The 14,242-nt window shown below is 72.6% G+C and carries 13 protein-coding genes; 2 read left to right on the top strand and 11 right to left on the bottom strand.

Features of this window, described 5'->3' with window-relative positions; translation table 11 throughout:
• Window positions 1–150: 150 nt before the first annotated feature.
• Window positions 151–804 (top strand): response regulator transcription factor, encoded by a 654-nt coding sequence (locus EAO73_RS08120; protein ID WP_147971457.1) that lies wholly within the window; start codon window positions 151–153, stop codon window positions 802–804.
• Window positions 805–886: 82 nt separating this feature from the next.
• Here the strand turns inward: EAO73_RS08120 and EAO73_RS08115 are convergent, their stop codons facing one another.
• The 8 genes from EAO73_RS08115 to EAO73_RS08080 form a co-directional block, all read right to left on the bottom strand.
• Window positions 887–1,498, bottom strand: coding sequence for a response regulator transcription factor (locus EAO73_RS08115; protein WP_147970726.1), 612 nt, complete (start codon window positions 1,496–1,498; stop codon window positions 887–889).
• The gene (locus EAO73_RS08110) at window positions 1,495–2,673 is read right to left on the bottom strand and encodes a sensor histidine kinase (protein ID WP_147970725.1); all 1,179 of its coding nucleotides are present in this window, start codon (window positions 2,671–2,673) and stop codon (window positions 1,495–1,497) included. The genes EAO73_RS08115 and EAO73_RS08110 overlap by 4 nt, the downstream gene beginning before the upstream one ends.
• On the bottom strand, window positions 2,670–3,410 hold the full coding sequence (locus EAO73_RS08105) for an ABC transporter permease (RefSeq protein ID WP_147970724.1): 741 nt from the start codon (window positions 3,408–3,410) through the stop codon (window positions 2,670–2,672). The genes EAO73_RS08110 and EAO73_RS08105 overlap by 4 nt, the downstream gene beginning before the upstream one ends.
• Window positions 3,407–4,342, bottom strand: coding sequence for an ABC transporter ATP-binding protein (locus EAO73_RS08100; protein ID WP_147970723.1), 936 nt, complete (start codon window positions 4,340–4,342; stop codon window positions 3,407–3,409). Before EAO73_RS08100 ends, EAO73_RS08105 begins: the two co-directional genes overlap by 4 nt.
• A 170-nt stretch (window positions 4,343–4,512) precedes the next feature.
• Complete coding sequence (locus tag EAO73_RS08095; RefSeq protein ID WP_147970722.1) at window positions 4,513–6,384, bottom strand: hypothetical protein; 1,872 nt, start codon at window positions 6,382–6,384, stop codon at window positions 4,513–4,515.
• Window positions 6,385–6,804: 420 nt separating this feature from the next.
• The gene (locus tag EAO73_RS08090) at window positions 6,805–7,260 is read right to left on the bottom strand and encodes a DUF6113 family protein (protein ID WP_147970721.1); all 456 of its coding nucleotides are present in this window, start codon (window positions 7,258–7,260) and stop codon (window positions 6,805–6,807) included.
• Window positions 7,257–8,156, bottom strand: coding sequence for an N-acetyl-1-D-myo-inositol-2-amino-2-deoxy-alpha-D-glucopyranoside deacetylase (gene mshB, locus EAO73_RS08085; RefSeq protein WP_147970720.1), 900 nt, complete (start codon window positions 8,154–8,156; stop codon window positions 7,257–7,259). The genes EAO73_RS08090 and mshB overlap by 4 nt, the downstream gene beginning before the upstream one ends.
• Before the next feature lie 81 nt (window positions 8,157–8,237).
• Entirely contained in the window at window positions 8,238–8,432 is a 195-nt protein-coding gene (locus EAO73_RS08080) for a hypothetical protein (protein ID WP_147970719.1), read from the bottom strand.
• A 208-nt stretch (window positions 8,433–8,640) separates the two neighbouring features.
• On the opposite strand from EAO73_RS08080, the gene EAO73_RS08075 reads away from it, so the two are divergent.
• Window positions 8,641–10,722 (top strand): alpha/beta fold hydrolase, encoded by a 2,082-nt coding sequence (locus EAO73_RS08075; RefSeq protein WP_412074582.1) that lies wholly within the window; start codon window positions 8,641–8,643, stop codon window positions 10,720–10,722.
• 1 nt (window position 10,723) lies between these two features.
• On the opposite strand, the gene EAO73_RS08070 is transcribed toward EAO73_RS08075, so the two are convergent.
• From EAO73_RS08070 to EAO73_RS08060, 3 genes are all read right to left on the bottom strand, one after another.
• Complete coding sequence (locus tag EAO73_RS08070; protein WP_147970718.1) at window positions 10,724–11,791, bottom strand: hypothetical protein; 1,068 nt, start codon at window positions 11,789–11,791, stop codon at window positions 10,724–10,726.
• Between the two features lie 168 nt (window positions 11,792–11,959).
• Entirely contained in the window at window positions 11,960–13,264 is a 1,305-nt protein-coding gene (locus tag EAO73_RS08065) for an ABC transporter ATP-binding protein (protein WP_147970717.1), read from the bottom strand.
• Window positions 13,254–14,231 (bottom strand): ABC transporter ATP-binding protein, encoded by a 978-nt coding sequence (locus tag EAO73_RS08060; RefSeq protein ID WP_147970716.1) that lies wholly within the window; start codon window positions 14,229–14,231, stop codon window positions 13,254–13,256. Before EAO73_RS08060 ends, EAO73_RS08065 begins: the two co-directional genes overlap by 11 nt.
• Between the last annotated feature and the right edge of the window lie 11 nt (window positions 14,232–14,242).

Below are 14,242 nucleotides of genomic sequence, written 5' to 3'. Positions count from 1 at the left end.
GCCCGCGACCTGCACGACCTCCTCGGCCACTCGCACCGTCGCCCAGCTCGCCGCCAACGAGGAGCGCCTGCGCCTCGCCCGCGACCTGCACGACCTCCTCGCGCCCAGGTCGCCCGCGGCGACGAGGTCCTTGCGGCGGCCGCCGCTCGCATCCGTGTCCTGCTCGCCGACGATCAGCCGCTGGTGCGGACCGCGTTGCGCATGGTCATGGCGGACACCCCGGACATCGAGGTGGTCGGCGAGGCGGGGACCGGCGAGGAGGCGGTCCGGCTGACCGCTGGACTGGTCCCCGACGTCGTCGTGATGGACATCCGGATGCCCGGCATGGACGGCATCGAGGCCACCGAGCGGATCGCCGCGCAGGACAGCACGGCGCATGTGGTGGTCCTGACGACGTTCGACGACGACGATTACGTGTACGGGGCGCTGCGTGCCGGCGCCGCCGGGTTCCTGGTCAAGGACATGGCGCTGGACGACATCCTCGCGGCGGTCCGGGTGGTGGCCTCCGGGGACGCCCTGATCGCGCCGAGCGTCACCCGGCGGCTGATCACGGAGTTCGCGGCCCGTCCCACGTCCGCCGCGTCTCCCCCGGCGCCGCTCGCCGCGATCACCGAACGGGAGCGGGAGGTACTGGTGCTGGTCGGCAGCGGGCTGTCCAACGCGGAGATCGCGGAGCGCCTGGTGATCAGTGTGGCCACGGCGAAGACCTATCTGACCCGGCTGCTCGCCAAGCTCGGTGCGCGGGACCGGGTGCAGCTGGTGATCATCGCGTACGAGGCGGGACTGGTATCGCCGGGGAGGTGACTCCGTCATGGCGGCGACGCCGTGGTGGCGGGCGGGCCGGCCCGGCCCCGGGCCGCCTTCGGGGGCGCGTCGGCGGCGCCCGCTACAGCCAGCCCTTCTCCCGGGCCATGCGGACCGCCTCCGCGCGGTTGCGGGCGGCCATCTTCTGGATCGCCATGGAGAGGTAGTTGCGGACGGTGCCCTGGGACAGGTGCAGCGCGGCGGCGATCTCCGCGTTGGTCGAGCCGTCGGCGGCGGTGCGCAGGACCTCGCGTTCGCGTTCGGTCAGCGGGCTCGCCCCGTCGGCGAGGGCGGCGGCGGCGAGGCCGGGGTCGATGACGCGTTCCCCGGCGAGCACCTTGCGTACGGCTTCGGCGAGCTGCGACGCCGGGGCGTCCTTGACCAGGAAGGCGTCCGCGCCCGACTCCATGGCACGGCGCAGATAGCCGGGCCGGCCGAAGGTGGTGACGACGACGACCTTGACGTCCGGGAGCGCCCGGCGCAGCTGGGCCGTCGCGTCGATGCCGGTCATGCCGGGCATCTCGATGTCCAGGAGGGCGACGTCGATGCCGTGTTCCTCGGCCGCCGCAAGGACCTCGTCGCCGCGGGCGACCTGGGCGACCACCTCGATGTCGGGTTCCAGGCCGAGGAGTGCCGCCAGGGCCTCGCGCACCATGGACTGGTCCTCCGCGAGGAGAAGTCTGATCATGCTCATTCCGCGGATCCTAGGCCGGATTCGAACGGAACGCTGAGGACCATGGTGAAGCCTTTGCCCGAACGGGCGTGGGTGGCCCGGGTGCTGAGGGTGCCGTCCACGGAGGCGAGGCGTTCGGTGAGGCCGGTGAGGCCGTTGCCGGGCGCGCTGCCGGTGGCGCCGCGGCCGTCGTCTGCGACGGTGAGTTCGAGGACCCGCCCGTCGAGCGTCTGGCGCGGGGCGAGCGTGACCGTGCAGCGGTGCGCGCCGCTGTGGCGTACGACGTTGGTGACGGCTTCCCGCAGCCCCCAGGCGAGCACCTCCTCCACCTTCTCGGGCACGCCGTCCGGAACGTCGGCCGGCACATCGGCGGTGACGCCGGCGGCGGCCAGCGCGGTGCGGGCCCCGGCCAGTTCGCCGGGGAGGGTCGGCCGGCGGTAACCGGTGACGGCGCTGCGTACGTCCACCAGGGCCTGGCGGCTGACCTGTTCGATGTCCGCGACCTGGGCGGCGGCCCGCTCGGGCTGGTCGGGGAGCATCCGCCCGGCCAGCTCGCTCTTGAGGGTGATCAGCGAGAGCGAGTGGCCGAGGAGGTCGTGCAGGTCGCGGGCGAGGCGCAGGCGCTCCTCGTTGGCGGCGAGCTGGGCGACGGTGGCGCGGGCCTCGCGCAGCTCGATCGTGGTGCGGACCAGCTGCCGTACGCCGGTCATCGCGAAGCCGCCGAGCAGAGCGGGGAAGACCAGGGCGGTGATGATCTCGCGCGCGTCCTCCAGGGTCGCGCCGATGCCCACCAGGACGGCGGTGACGACGGGGATCAGCCAGCGCGCGGTCCTCAGCGGCAGCGTGGCGCCGACCGAGACGGACACGTACACGAAGAGCACCAGCCAGGGCGTGCCGAACGTCAGCGACAGCAGGACGGCGAGGGCCGCGAGGAAGGCGATCGACGCCCGGACCCGGAAGAGGTCCAGCGCCTTCGACGTGTGCCGGAAGACGAGGACCAGATAGGCGCCGACGAAGACCAGCAGCCCCAGGACGCCGAGCACGGTCGCCCACGGGGTGTGGTTGCCGTCGGCGAGGTCCTTGACCGGCGCGCTCATGAAGGCGAGCCATATGCCGATCCACAGCAGCTTGATCCCCGCCTGCCGGGCGGTCGCGGGCGGCCGCCCCAGGCCCACCGACATCTCGTCGTCGTTCACGCCTTCAACGTGTCCTTCCGGTAGAGCCAGGCCGCGCCGCCCGCGAAGAGCAGGAAGTAGGCGCAGAGGACGGCGACGTCCCTGGCGTGCGGCGCGCCGCCCATCTCGACGGCCTGGCCGAGTGCAGCGTACGCGTGCGTGGGAAGCCACTCGGACACGTTCTGGAGCCACTGGGGGAAGGTGGCGCTGGGCATCCACAGGCCGCCGAGGATGGAGAGCCCGAAGTAGATGATCATGGTGACCGGGCGGACCGCGTCCCCGCTGGCGAGGTAGCCGATGGCGACGCCGAGCGCGGCGAAGACCAGCGAGCCGGCCCAGATGACTCCGGTCAGCGCGAACCACTGCCACAGGTCGAAGCGGACGTGCTTGACCGAGGCGGCGACGAGGAAGACGACGACGATGCAGGGCAGGGTGACCATGGCGGCGCTGGCGATCTTCGCCAGGACGTAGCCGCGGCCGGGCAGCGCGGTCAGCCGCAGCTGGCGCACCCAGCCCTTCTCCCGCTCCTTGGCGATGCGTTCGCTGTTGCCCATGAGGACGGCGGTCAGCGCGCCGAACGACGCCATGGAGACCATGAAGAAGGACTGCAGGGTCAGATCGGTGTGCGGGATCTTGTCGGTGTCGTTCTGGGTGCCGGAGATCAACAGGTAGATCACCGAGGGGTAGATGACCGAGAAGAACATGAACTTCTTGTTCCGCAGGGTGCGGGTCACTTCGAGCCTGATGAGCGTGTTCATGCGGTCCTGGCCTCCTCGGCCTCGGTGATGGCGACGAAGGCCTGCTCCAGGCCGAGTCCGGCGACTTCCAGCTCGCGCGGGTAGAGGCCGAGGCCGTAGACGGCGTGGACGGTCGCGTCGGCGTTGTGCGACTGGATGCGCACCCGGCGGCCGCTGATGTCGAGCGTGGAGAGGAACGGCAGCGCGCGCAGGGCCGCTTCGTCGATCGCGCCCTCCAGCTCGAAGGAGATCCGGCGGGCCCCGGCCTTCGCCTTGATCTCGGCGGCGGTGCCGTCGGCGAGGAGGCGGCCCTTGTGCAGGACGAGGACGCGGTCGGCGATGGCGTCGGCCTCTTCGAGGTAGTGGGTGGCGAACAGGACGGTACGGCCCTGCTCGGCCTGCTCGCGCATGGTGGCCCAGAAGGCCTGGCGGGCGGTGACGTCCATACCGGTGGTCGGTTCGTCGAGCACGATGAGGTCGTTGGCACCGGCGGTGGCGAGCGCGAACCGTACGCGCTGCTCCTGGCCGCCCGAGAGCTTGTTGACCATCCGGCCGGCGATCGACGCGATGCCCGCGCGCGCCAGCACCTCGCTGACCGGGTGGGGGCGCGGGTGCAGGTCGCAGGCGAGCCGGACCAGTTCCTCGACGGTGACGTCCTCCATCAGGCCGCCGCTCTGGAGCATCGCGCCGACCCGGCCGGCCGTGATGGCCTGCTGCGGGGTGGTGCCGAAGAGGCGGACGGTGCCGGAGTCCGCGGGGCGCAGACCGAGGAGGAGGTCGAGGGTGGAGGACTTGCCGGCTCCGTTGGGGCCGAGCAGCGCCACGGTCTCGCCGGGGTGCAGGTCCAGCGTGAGCCCGTCGACGGCGCGCACGTCCCCGTAGGCCTTGGTGACCTGGTCGAAGCTGACCACCGCGGTCCTTGCCGCGGTCGCTTCGGTGGCTGTCGTTGTCATGCGTCCAGCGTGGCCGACCGGGGGGTGCGCGCGGCAGGGTCAGCGGTCGTGGATACGGGATGACAGATGTCATGCGCCGGGGATGACGGGTGTGCGCTGCCCCGTCCCGGTACGCCGCCGCCCCCGGCCGGAGGTCCGGGCGGGGGCGGGCGGCGTGCGGTGCGGGCCGGTCAGCCGTTGCCGTCGAGGTCGATCGTGACGGTGCGCTCGGCGGGGGTCTTGCCGAGCAGCGCGCCCTTCATCGCGAAGGCGATGTCGTCCGCGCTGAGCTGGTGCTTCTTGCCGTCGCCCTTGGTGATCATGACGCCGTCGAAGACACCGGCGCAGAGCCGCTCGATGGCCTTCTTGTCGTAGTAGTCGACGAGCTTGCCGTCGATCGCCTTCATCGACAGGATCTGCGGCAGCGACTTCGCCGGGCCGAACGGGATCTCCTTCCCGCCGGCCCTGATGACCACCAGACCGGACATCGCCGGCTTGGCGAACTCCGTCATCGCCCGGTCCAGTTCGGCCTGGGTGATGGTGGGTTCCTTGGTGACGACGGGCAGTTCGACGCTGTTCGTGCGGCCGGTCTCGACCTGGGCGCGGTAGGCGTCCCGTACGGAGACCACCGACTTGTTCACGTCGAGCGCCTTGCCCGCCTTGCCCGGTACGGCGACGGCCTTGCCTGGCTCGAACTTGATCGTGCCGTCCTGCGCGGTGCCCGAGACACCGGCCAGGTCCTGGAGCGCGACGCCGAGCTTCTCCTCGTCGACCGGGAGGACCGGTTCGACGGTCCGCTCGCCGCCGAAGAGCGAGCCGATGACGGAGACCGGGTTGTAGTCGCTGCCCGCGGCCGAGCGCACGGTGGCCTGGCTGTCCAGGGAGAGCCCCGCCTTGTCCGGCGCGAGCTGCGCCTCCTTGCCGTCCACACTCAGCTTCAGCGGGGTCGCGGCACGCTTGGCGAGCGCGGCGTCCAGCTTCTCGACGCCGTCCTCCTTCGTGCCGCCGCCGATGTCGACGCCGAGGACGGTGGTGCCCTTGGGCACGTCGGAGTGGTTCATCAGCAGTCCGGCGCCGTACGCGACACCGAGCAGGAAGACGGCCGCGGCACCGAGCAGGACCAGCTTCGAGCGGCCCTTCTTGGCGGGGGCCGGCTTCGGCGCGTTGCGCGCGGCGGGCGCGGGCTGCTGCGGCGCGACGCCCCCGGGGCCACCGGGGCCGACGGGGCCGGTGCCCATCGGGTCGCCCGGGACGTTCCGGTCGCCGGGCACGACGGGGATGCCGCTGTTCAGCGTGTCACCCGAGACGTTGTCGCCCGGCCCGCCCGGGGGCGGCGCGAACTGCGGGGTGAGCACGGCGGTGTCGTCGGACATGCGCGGCGGCACACCGCCGGGTCCGGGGCCGCCCGGTCCGGGGCCGCCCGGGTTCTGCGGGCCGGGACCCGGCGGGAAGGGGCCGGGTCCGTCGAGGTTCGGGGTGAGCGCCGAGGTGCCGGTGACCGGGCCCGTGGTGGGGCCGGCCGGGCCCGGGGTGCGGACGCCGAGGTCCGGCGTGGAGCGCGGGCCGCCCGGTCCCTCCGGGAAGTCGCGCTGCGGGCCGTCCGTGAAGTACGGAAGGTCGGTGCGGGGTCCCGAGGGCGGGGTGACCCGGCCGGGCAGGGATCCGCCGGGCTGGGCACCGGGACCTCCGGCCGCCGGACCACCGGGACCGGCCGGAGCGCCGGGGCCCGCCGGAGCACCGGGGCCCGCCGGAGCACCGGGACCGCCGGGGCCCGCAACGCCACCGGGGCCGCCGGGAACGCCCGGTGCCGGGAAGCCCGCGCCGTCCGTGTCGCCGGGTCCGCCGTCCGCGGGCTTCGCGGCAGCCGGGGGCTTGCGCGGGGCGAACCAGTCGCTGCCGCTCTTCTCCTTGGCCGGCTTCTCGCCGGAGTCCGCCGCCGGGGCCGCGTTCTCGCCGGGCTCCGCGGCCGGTGCCCGGGACGGTTCGGGTGCGCCGCCCGGTGCCGGGGCGTCGGGACGCGGGGTCGAGCCGGTGCGCTCGCCGCCGCCGTCCGCGTCGCTCATGGGCGTACGCATGACAACCGGCGGGATGGGGCGCGATCCCGGGATGTTGATCCGGATACGCGTCGTCAGGGTCGTCTCGGTCTTCGGCTCTTCGGACCGGTCCGGACCGGCAGGTTCCGGGACCCCCTCCGGGGCGTCCTGCGACGGGTGCAGCGACGGATACTGGCGGGATCCGTACGGCGGCGTACCCGAGGGGTACGCGGCTCCCCCGCGACCCTGGGGCCCGGAGGACGAACTGTCAGTTTCACGACTCAAAGCAGGTTCTCCCGATTGGCTCCGCCGCCCGTACCTTCCCCCGTGCCGCAGCTCGGGCGCGCGAACCACCATACTGGCCGCCGCCGGTACACACCCCGCGACCGGGGGAAACGACTGCGCACCCCCCCGACGGACAGGGGGCATTACGGGATCGGACGGAGCACATTACTTGGCAGGTCGGCCGCTGTCGGCCCGCTGCCGGGGCGATCGCGGCATGGTGGCGCAGATCACAGCGATGGCCATTCCGCCCAGCAGGAAGATGCCGAGGCCGAGCGCGTCCCCGAAGACATAGTCCCCTTCGGGCCGTCCACTGAGCAGAACGATGACTGAAATCAGCCATCCCGCCGCCGGGGCCAGGGCCCCGGGCTGGGTACCCGTCAGCGTGCGGCCGCCGTGGAAGAGACCGGCCGCCGCCGCCAGGGCGAGCAGCACCCCGCCCGGGAACCACGCGGGCTGGACGAGGGCCCCCGCGATGCCCACGACGGCGCCGAGGACCACGAGGCCGAACAGGGCCGCGATCCGGGCGGGGTTGAGGGGCGCGGCCAGGCCCGTGGCCGGAATGTCCTTCTTCTGCGCATCGGTCCGGCTGTCGCCGGCGCGCGCCCTGCTGCTGCCGCTCACCGGTCCGCCCCCGCCACACCCGCGAAGAGGTCGCGTTCGCGCGTGCCCGCCGGGGCGCCCGGGGTTCCGGCGGTCAACTCGTAGTACTCGGTGGTGAAGACGGGCTGGCCCAGGTCGTTCGACAGCGCGAAATAGGGTCCCTGGAGGGCGATCTGGGTGACGTGCGCCCGCATCGCGGCGGCCTTGGCGTCCTCGTACCCGGCACCGTCGATCTCGGTGGTGACCAGGGCGTCGTCCACCACACCCGGCACGTCCTCGATCGCGGCGATCCCCGGGAAGGCACCGGCGGCCTCGGCCCGCAGGGCGGCGAACCGCTCCTCGGCGACCGTGCGCGGCACCCGGTTCCAGTAGACCTTGGCGATGGTGTGCGGGGCCGCCGCACCGGGGCGGTACGCCGCGTCGGCGGCCAGTTCCGCGGCGCGGGTGGCGACCCGGTGGGCCTGGATGTGGTCGGGGTGCCCGTAGCCCCCGTCGGGGTCGTACGTCACCAGGACCTGGGGGCGCACCTCGCGGATGACCTCGACGAGGTGTCCGGCGGCCTCGTCCACGTCGGCCGCCCAGAAGGCGCCGGGGCGGTGGTTCTGCTCGGCGCCCATCATCCCGGAGTCCCGGTAGCGGCCGGCGCCGCCGAGGAAGCGGTGATCGGTGACGCCCAGTTCCTTCATGGCCGCCGCCAGTTCGCCGCGGCGGTGGGGGCCCAGGGTGTCGTCCCGGTCCGCGGCGAGAGGGGCGAGCGCGGGCGGGATGATCTCGCCCTCCTCGCCGAGCGTGCAGGTCACCAGCGTGACCAGGGCGCCTTCGGCCACGTACCTGGCCATGGTGGCGCCGTTGTTGATCGACTCGTCGTCCGGGTGCGCGTGCACCAGGAGCAGCCGCCGGGCGGGGAGGTCCGTCATGGGGACCACCCTACGAGCCGGCGGCCTCCCCGGACGACGGCGGCCGGGCTGCGGGCAATGATGCCGCGAGAGGCGACGGCGTCAGAACTTGATGTCCCCGATCATGCCGGCCACATTCGTGGTCAGCTCGGAGATGGTGGGCGCGATGGACGAACTGGCGAGATAGAAACCGAGCAGCGCGCAGACGACCGCATGTCCTCCCTTCAGTCCGGACTTCCGGATCAGCAGGAAGACGATGATCGCCAGCAGCACCACCGCCGAAATCGAGAGCGCCACGGCGGTTCACCTCCATCTGTACGGTCGGGGACGGGCAGCACACAGGAGCCAGCAGGTTCATACCCACCGAGCGCTACGGATCTTAACTATCCGTGGCACCGCATTGTTCGGGGCACAGCAGCACGAGGGGCGCACGGCCGGGGGCGGCCGATAGGTTCGGCGCATGACTTCGCCAGAGATCACGTTTCCGCTCCAGTTGGCCCGGACCATGAGATTCACCCTCGGGACACCACGCGCGTTCACGGTTTCACCCGACGGTGGACGCGTGGTCTACCTGCGCTCGGGTTCCGGCACCGACCGTTCGGGCGGGCTCTGGGTGCTGGACGTGAGCGAGGGCGCCGCCCCGCGCGAACGCCTGGTGGCCGATCCGGCGGCGCTGCTGGGCGGTTCGGCGGAGCGTCTGTCGGCGCAGGAGCGCGCCCGGCGGGAGCGCAGCCGCGAGGGCTCGGCGGGGATCGTGGGCTACGCGGTGGACGCGGCGGCCGAGTTGGCCGCGTTCGCGCTGTCCGGGAAGGTGTACGTCGCCGGTCTGCGCGAGGGAACGGCGCGTGCGCTGCCCGTGCCCGGCCCGGTGATCGATCCGCGCCCCTCCCCGGACGGGCGACACGTCGCCTATGTGTCCAAGGGCGCGCTGCGCGTCGTCTCCACGGCCGGCGAGGCGGACCGGGCGCTCGCGGAGCCGGAGGATGCCCATGTCACGTACGGGCTCGCGGAGTTCATCGCGGCCGAGGAGATGCAGCGCCACCAGGGCTTCTGGTGGTCGCCGGACTCGGACCGGCTGCTCGTCGCCCGGGTCGACGACAGCCCCGTGCGGCGGTGGTGGATCGCCGACCCCGCGCACCCCGACCGCAGGCCCGCCGAGGTCGCGTACCCGGCGGCGGGCACGCCCAACGCCGTGGTGGGGCTCCATGTGGTGGACCTGGACGGCAAGCGGACCGAAGTGGTGTGGGACCGGGCCCGGTTCCCGTATCTGGCGCGGGTGCACTGGTCCTCGTACGGGGCTCCGCTGCTGCTCGTCCAGGCCCGGGACCAGGAGAGCCAGCTGTGCCTGGCGGTGGACCCGGAGACCGGGGCGACCCGGACCGTGCACGCGGACGGGGACCCGGTGTGGCTGGAGCTGTTCCCCGGGGTGCCCGCGTGGGCGCCGGACGGGCGGCTCGTGCGGATCGCCGACGAGGGCGGGGCGCGGGTCCTCGCGGTCGGCGACCGGCCGCTGACCGGGGCGCAGCTGCACCTCCAGGCGGTCCTGGACATCGGGGACTCGGACGTCCTGGTGACGGCGTCGGCGGGCGAGGAGGCGGCCGCGCCGGAGACCGGCGAGAGCCATGTGTACCGGGTCAACGAGCTGGGCGTCGAGCGGGTCTCGGAGGGCGTCGGCGTGCACACGGCGGTCCGTTCCGGCCGGGTGACGGTGCTGGTCTCGGCCACGCCCGAGCGGCCCGGGACAACGGCACGGGTGCTGCGTGACGGCAAGGAGATCGCCGTCGTCGCGAACCACGCGGAGCGGCCGGTGCTGTCCGCGCGGCCGGTGCTCACCGAAGGGGGCGCACGGCGGATTCCGTGCGCCGTGCTGCTCCCCGCCGGCTACTCGGAGTCCGACGGTCCGCTTCCGGTCCTCATGGACCCGTACGGCGGTCCGCACGGCCGCCGGGTCGTCGCCGCCCACAACCCGCATCTCACCTCGCAGTGGTTCGCGGACCAGGGCTTCGCCGTGGTCGTCGCGGACGGCCGCGGCACACCGGGCCGTTCACCGGCCTGGGAGAAGGCGGTCAAGCACGATCTGGCGCTCACCCTCGACGATCAGGTGGAGGCCCTGCACGCGCTCGCGGAGCGCTTCCCGCTGGATCTCGGCCGGGTGGCGATCCGGGGCTGGTCGTACGGCGGCTTCCTGGCCGGCATGGCGGCCCTGCGGCGGCCGGACGTCTTCCACGCGGCGGTCGTCGGCGCCCCGGTGACCGACCAGCGGCTCTACGACACGCACTACACCGAGCGCTACCTCGGCGACCCGGCGAAGCGGCCGGAGGTGTACGCGTACAACTCGCTGGTCACCGACGAGGGGCTGTCGCACGCGGCCGAGCAGGTGCGGCCGATGATGATCATCCACGGCCTGGCGGACGACAACGTGGTCGTCGCGCACAGCCTGCGGCTCTCCTCGGCGCTGCTCGCCGCCGGCCGGCCGCACGAGGTGTTGCCGCTGAGCGGGGTGACCCACATGACCCCGCAGGAGAAGGTGGCCGAAAACCTGCTGCTGCTCCAGGTGGACTTCCTGAAGCGGTCGCTGGGGCTCTGACTCACCAGCCGGGCGGTGGCTGCGAGGGCGGCGGGGGCGGCCCGAAGCCGCCGCCCTGCGGGTAGCCGTAGCCCGGCGGCAGCTGCCCGGGGTACGGGGGCGCGGCCGGTCCTGGCTGCGGTGCGGGGCCCCATCCCGGGCCGCCCGCCCACGGGTCCGGTCCCGGGGCGCGGACCGGGCCGGGCACGGCGAGGGCGATCAGCGCGGTCAGGGCGGCGAGCAGCTGGAAGATCCAGCTGACCAGCGTGAGCTGCACTTCGAGCCCCAGGGAACCGAAGTGGTCGAACATGTCGTAGTGGACGATCCGCATCAGTCCGAGCACCGAGCCGGCCAGCAGCATCGCGGCGGCCACCAGCCCGAACGGGCGGGCGTGCCGGGCGCGGACCACGGCACTGAATCCTGCGACCAGGCACAGCAGGGCCAGCACCACGGTGCCCCAGCCCGGCGGCGGACCGGTCAGCTGCTGGGCGATCCGGTTGCCGCCCACGTACCAGTCGGGGTAGATCTCCGGGAAGCGCACGAGCTGGCGGATCTCCCAGGCGATCAGCACGGCCCCGGCCCCGCAGAGCGCCAGGAACGCGAGCACGCCCGCACCCGTCCCCGGTCCGGAGGGTGTGCGCTCGTAGGAGTCGGCGGGCGGCCGGCGGCCCGCCCCGGCGGTGATGATCATCGCGGCGCCCGCGGCGAGTGCGACGAAGGCGCAGATCAGCGCCCGTGAGCGCAGGTCGTCGGAGTACGCGGACTCCATCCGCCGGTTGCCGATGGTCCAGAGACCGGGCAGCCGGACGCCGAGGGTCGCCACCCCGGCGACGACGAGCGCGGAGGCGCCGGAGGTGGTGCGCAGCGCGGCCACGGCGACGGCCACGTACACCACGAAGAGGATCACGTCCGTGGCGGAGGTCGCGGGCATGCTCTGCAGACGGACGTCGTAGAACCCCGCCCAGTACCGCCACAGTTGGCCGAAATCCGCCGCTGCCTCGACGTCCCGTACGAGCCAGCACGCGACGATCACCGCGAGCACGGCGGACAGGGCGGCACCGGTGACTCTTGCTCCACGGGTGAGTATCACCCCGTCGATACTTCCGTGCGTCCGCCCGCCGGACAAGAGGGCCTGAGGCGGGCGACCGGCCGGGGGGCGTCACACCCTTCCGGCCGGTCCACGGCACCCGCACGGCCGTACGTTGTTCATGGTGCCGCGTCCGTATATCGGGGAAGTTGCCCGCGTGTTAACGCCGCGTCAGCTCACCCGGCTGCTCCCGGAGGGCGGCGGGTCCTCGTCCCCGGAGGGCTGCGGCCCCTCCTCGCCGGGGGCCGGGATCCCGGACGGCGCTTCGGGAGGTGCTTCGGAGGGTGTCCCGGAAGCCGCCTGGGCCGCCGCTCCCTCCTGGCCGCCCTCCCCCGGTGTCGACTCCAGCGTGCCCTCCGGCGGGACCACCCGCTTCTCCTCCGCGAAGTGGCAGGCCGAGTCGTGCCGGGCGGGGGTGTCCGTGTCGCGGAAGACGGCCGGGACGGCCAGCAGCGGCACCTCCAGTTCGCACCGTTCCTGCGCCTTCCAGCACCGGGTGCGGAAACGGCAGCCGGAGGGCGGATTGGCCGGTGAGGGCACGTCGCCGTGCAGGATGATCCGCTCACGGAACTCGCGCGCCATCGGGTCCGGCACGGGCACGGCGGAGAGCAGCGCCTGGGTGTAGGGGTGCGTGGGGTGGTCGTAGATCTCCGCGTCCGTGCCGATCTCGACGAACCGGCCCAGATACATCACGCCGACCCGGTCGGAGATGTGCCGCACGATCGACAGGTCGTGCGCGATGAAGACGTAGCTCAGGTTGAACTCCGCCTGGAGCCGGTCCAGCAGGTTGACGACCTGCGCCTGGACGGAGACGTCGAGCGCGGAGACCGGTTCGTCGGCGACGATGATCTCCGGGTTGAGCGCGAGGCCGCGGGCGATGCCGATGCGCTGGCGCTGACCGCCGGAGAACTGGTGCGGATAGCGGTTGATGTACTCCGGGTTGAGGCCCACCACGTCCAGCAGGTCCTGCACCTTGCGCCGCCGGTCGCCCTTGGGGGCCACCTCGGGGTGGATCTCGTACGGCTCCCCGATGATGTCCCCGACCGTCATGCGCGGGTTGAGCGAGGTGTACGGGTCCTGGAACACCATCTGGATGTTGCGGCGCACGGCCTTCAGCGCACGGCCGGACAGCTTGGTGATGTCCTCGCCCTTGTACCGGATGGAGCCGGCGGTGGGCTGTTCCAGGTGGACGAGGAGCCGGGCGACCGTCGACTTGCCGCAGCCGGACTCCCCCACCACGCCGAGCGTCTCTCCGGCGCCGAGGTCGAAGGAGACCCCGTCGACCGCCTTGACCGCGCCGACCTGCTTCTTGATGAGGATGCCCTGGGTCAGCGGGTAGTGCTTGACGAGGTCGCGCACCTCCAGGATCGGTTCACCGCCCGCGTACGCGCTCTCGTGGCGCGACTTGGAGAGGAGGTCGCGTGCCGCCTCGCCCTCCTCGCGCGCTTCCTTGCGCCCCGAGTGGTCAGCGTGCATCGAGCGTCTCCTTCCAGAAGTGGCAGGCGCTCTGTCGGTGCTCGGCCACGTCGTACAGCGGCGGCACGTCGGTGCGGCAGACGTCCTGGGCCATCGGGCAGCGCGGGTTGAAGGCGCAGCCGGGCGGGATGTGCAGCAGGTTGGGCGGCAGGCCCTTGATCGCGTACAGCTCCTGGCCCTTCTGGTCCAGGCGCGGGATCGAGGCGAGCAGACCCTTGGTGTACGGGTGGGCGGGCGCCTTGTAGATGTCGTGCACGGGCGAGGTCTCGACGATGCGGCCCGCGTACATCACGGCGATCTTGTCGGCGACGTCGGCCACCACTCCGAGGTCGTGGGTGATGAGGATCAGGCCCATGTTCAGTTCGCGCTGGAGTTCCGCGAGCAGGTCCATGACCTGGGCCTGGACGGTGACGTCGAGGGCGGTGGTGGGTTCGTCGGCGATGATCAGGGAGGGTTCGAGGGCCAGCGCCATCGCGATCATGATGCGCTGGCGCATGCCGCCGGAGAACTGGTGCGGGTAGTTGCCGACCCGCTCCTTGGCGGCGGGGATGCGGACCCGGTCCATCAGCTCGACGGCCTTGGCCTTCGCGTCCTTGCGGGACATCCCCCGGTGCACGACGTACATCTCGCCGAGCTGCTCGCCCACGGTCAGGACGGGGTTGAGGGAGGAGAGCGCGTCCTGGAAGATCATGGCCATCTCCTGGCCGCGGATCTTCCGGCGCTCCTCCTTCTTCATCTTCAGCAGGTCGCGGTCCTTGAACAGGATCTCGCCGCCGGCGATCTTTCCCGGGGGCATGTCGAGGATGCCCATGACGGCCTGTGCGGTGACCGACTTGCCGGAGCCCGATTCGCCGAGCACCGCGAGCGTCTCGCCCTCGGCCACCGAGTAGTTGACCCCGTTGACGGCTTTGACGACCCCGTCCCGGGTGTGGAACTCCACGTGCAGATCGCGCACTTCGAGCAACATGGCAGCGGACT

The sequence above is a fragment of the Streptomyces sp. col6 genome, assembly GCF_008042035.1.
Lineage (GTDB): Bacteria > Actinomycetota > Actinomycetes > Streptomycetales > Streptomycetaceae > Streptomyces.
This window is presented reverse-complemented; position numbering and strand designations above follow the sequence as displayed.

Coding starts and splice junctions, on each gene's coding strand:
- EAO73_RS08105 (WP_147970724.1), bottom strand. CDS start 3,410: ATGAACACGCTCATCAGGCTCGAAGTGACCCGCACCCTGCGGAACAAG.
- EAO73_RS08065 (WP_147970717.1), bottom strand. CDS start 13,264: ATGCACGCTGACCACTCGGGGCGCAAGGAAGCGCGCGAGGAGGGCGAG.
- EAO73_RS08100 (WP_147970723.1), bottom strand. CDS start 4,342: ATGACAACGACAGCCACCGAAGCGACCGCGGCAAGGACCGCGGTGGTC.
- EAO73_RS08075 (WP_412074582.1), top strand. CDS start 8,641: ATGAGATTCACCCTCGGGACACCACGCGCGTTCACGGTTTCACCCGAC.
- EAO73_RS08060 (WP_147970716.1), bottom strand. CDS start 14,231: ATGTTGCTCGAAGTGCGCGATCTGCACGTGGAGTTCCACACCCGGGAC.
- EAO73_RS08095 (WP_147970722.1), bottom strand. CDS start 6,384: ATGAGCGACGCGGACGGCGGCGGCGAGCGCACCGGCTCGACCCCGCGT.
- mshB (WP_147970720.1), bottom strand. CDS start 8,156: ATGACGGACCTCCCCGCCCGGCGGCTGCTCCTGGTGCACGCGCACCCG.
- EAO73_RS08115 (WP_147970726.1), bottom strand. CDS start 1,498: ATGAGCATGATCAGACTTCTCCTCGCGGAGGACCAGTCCATGGTGCGC.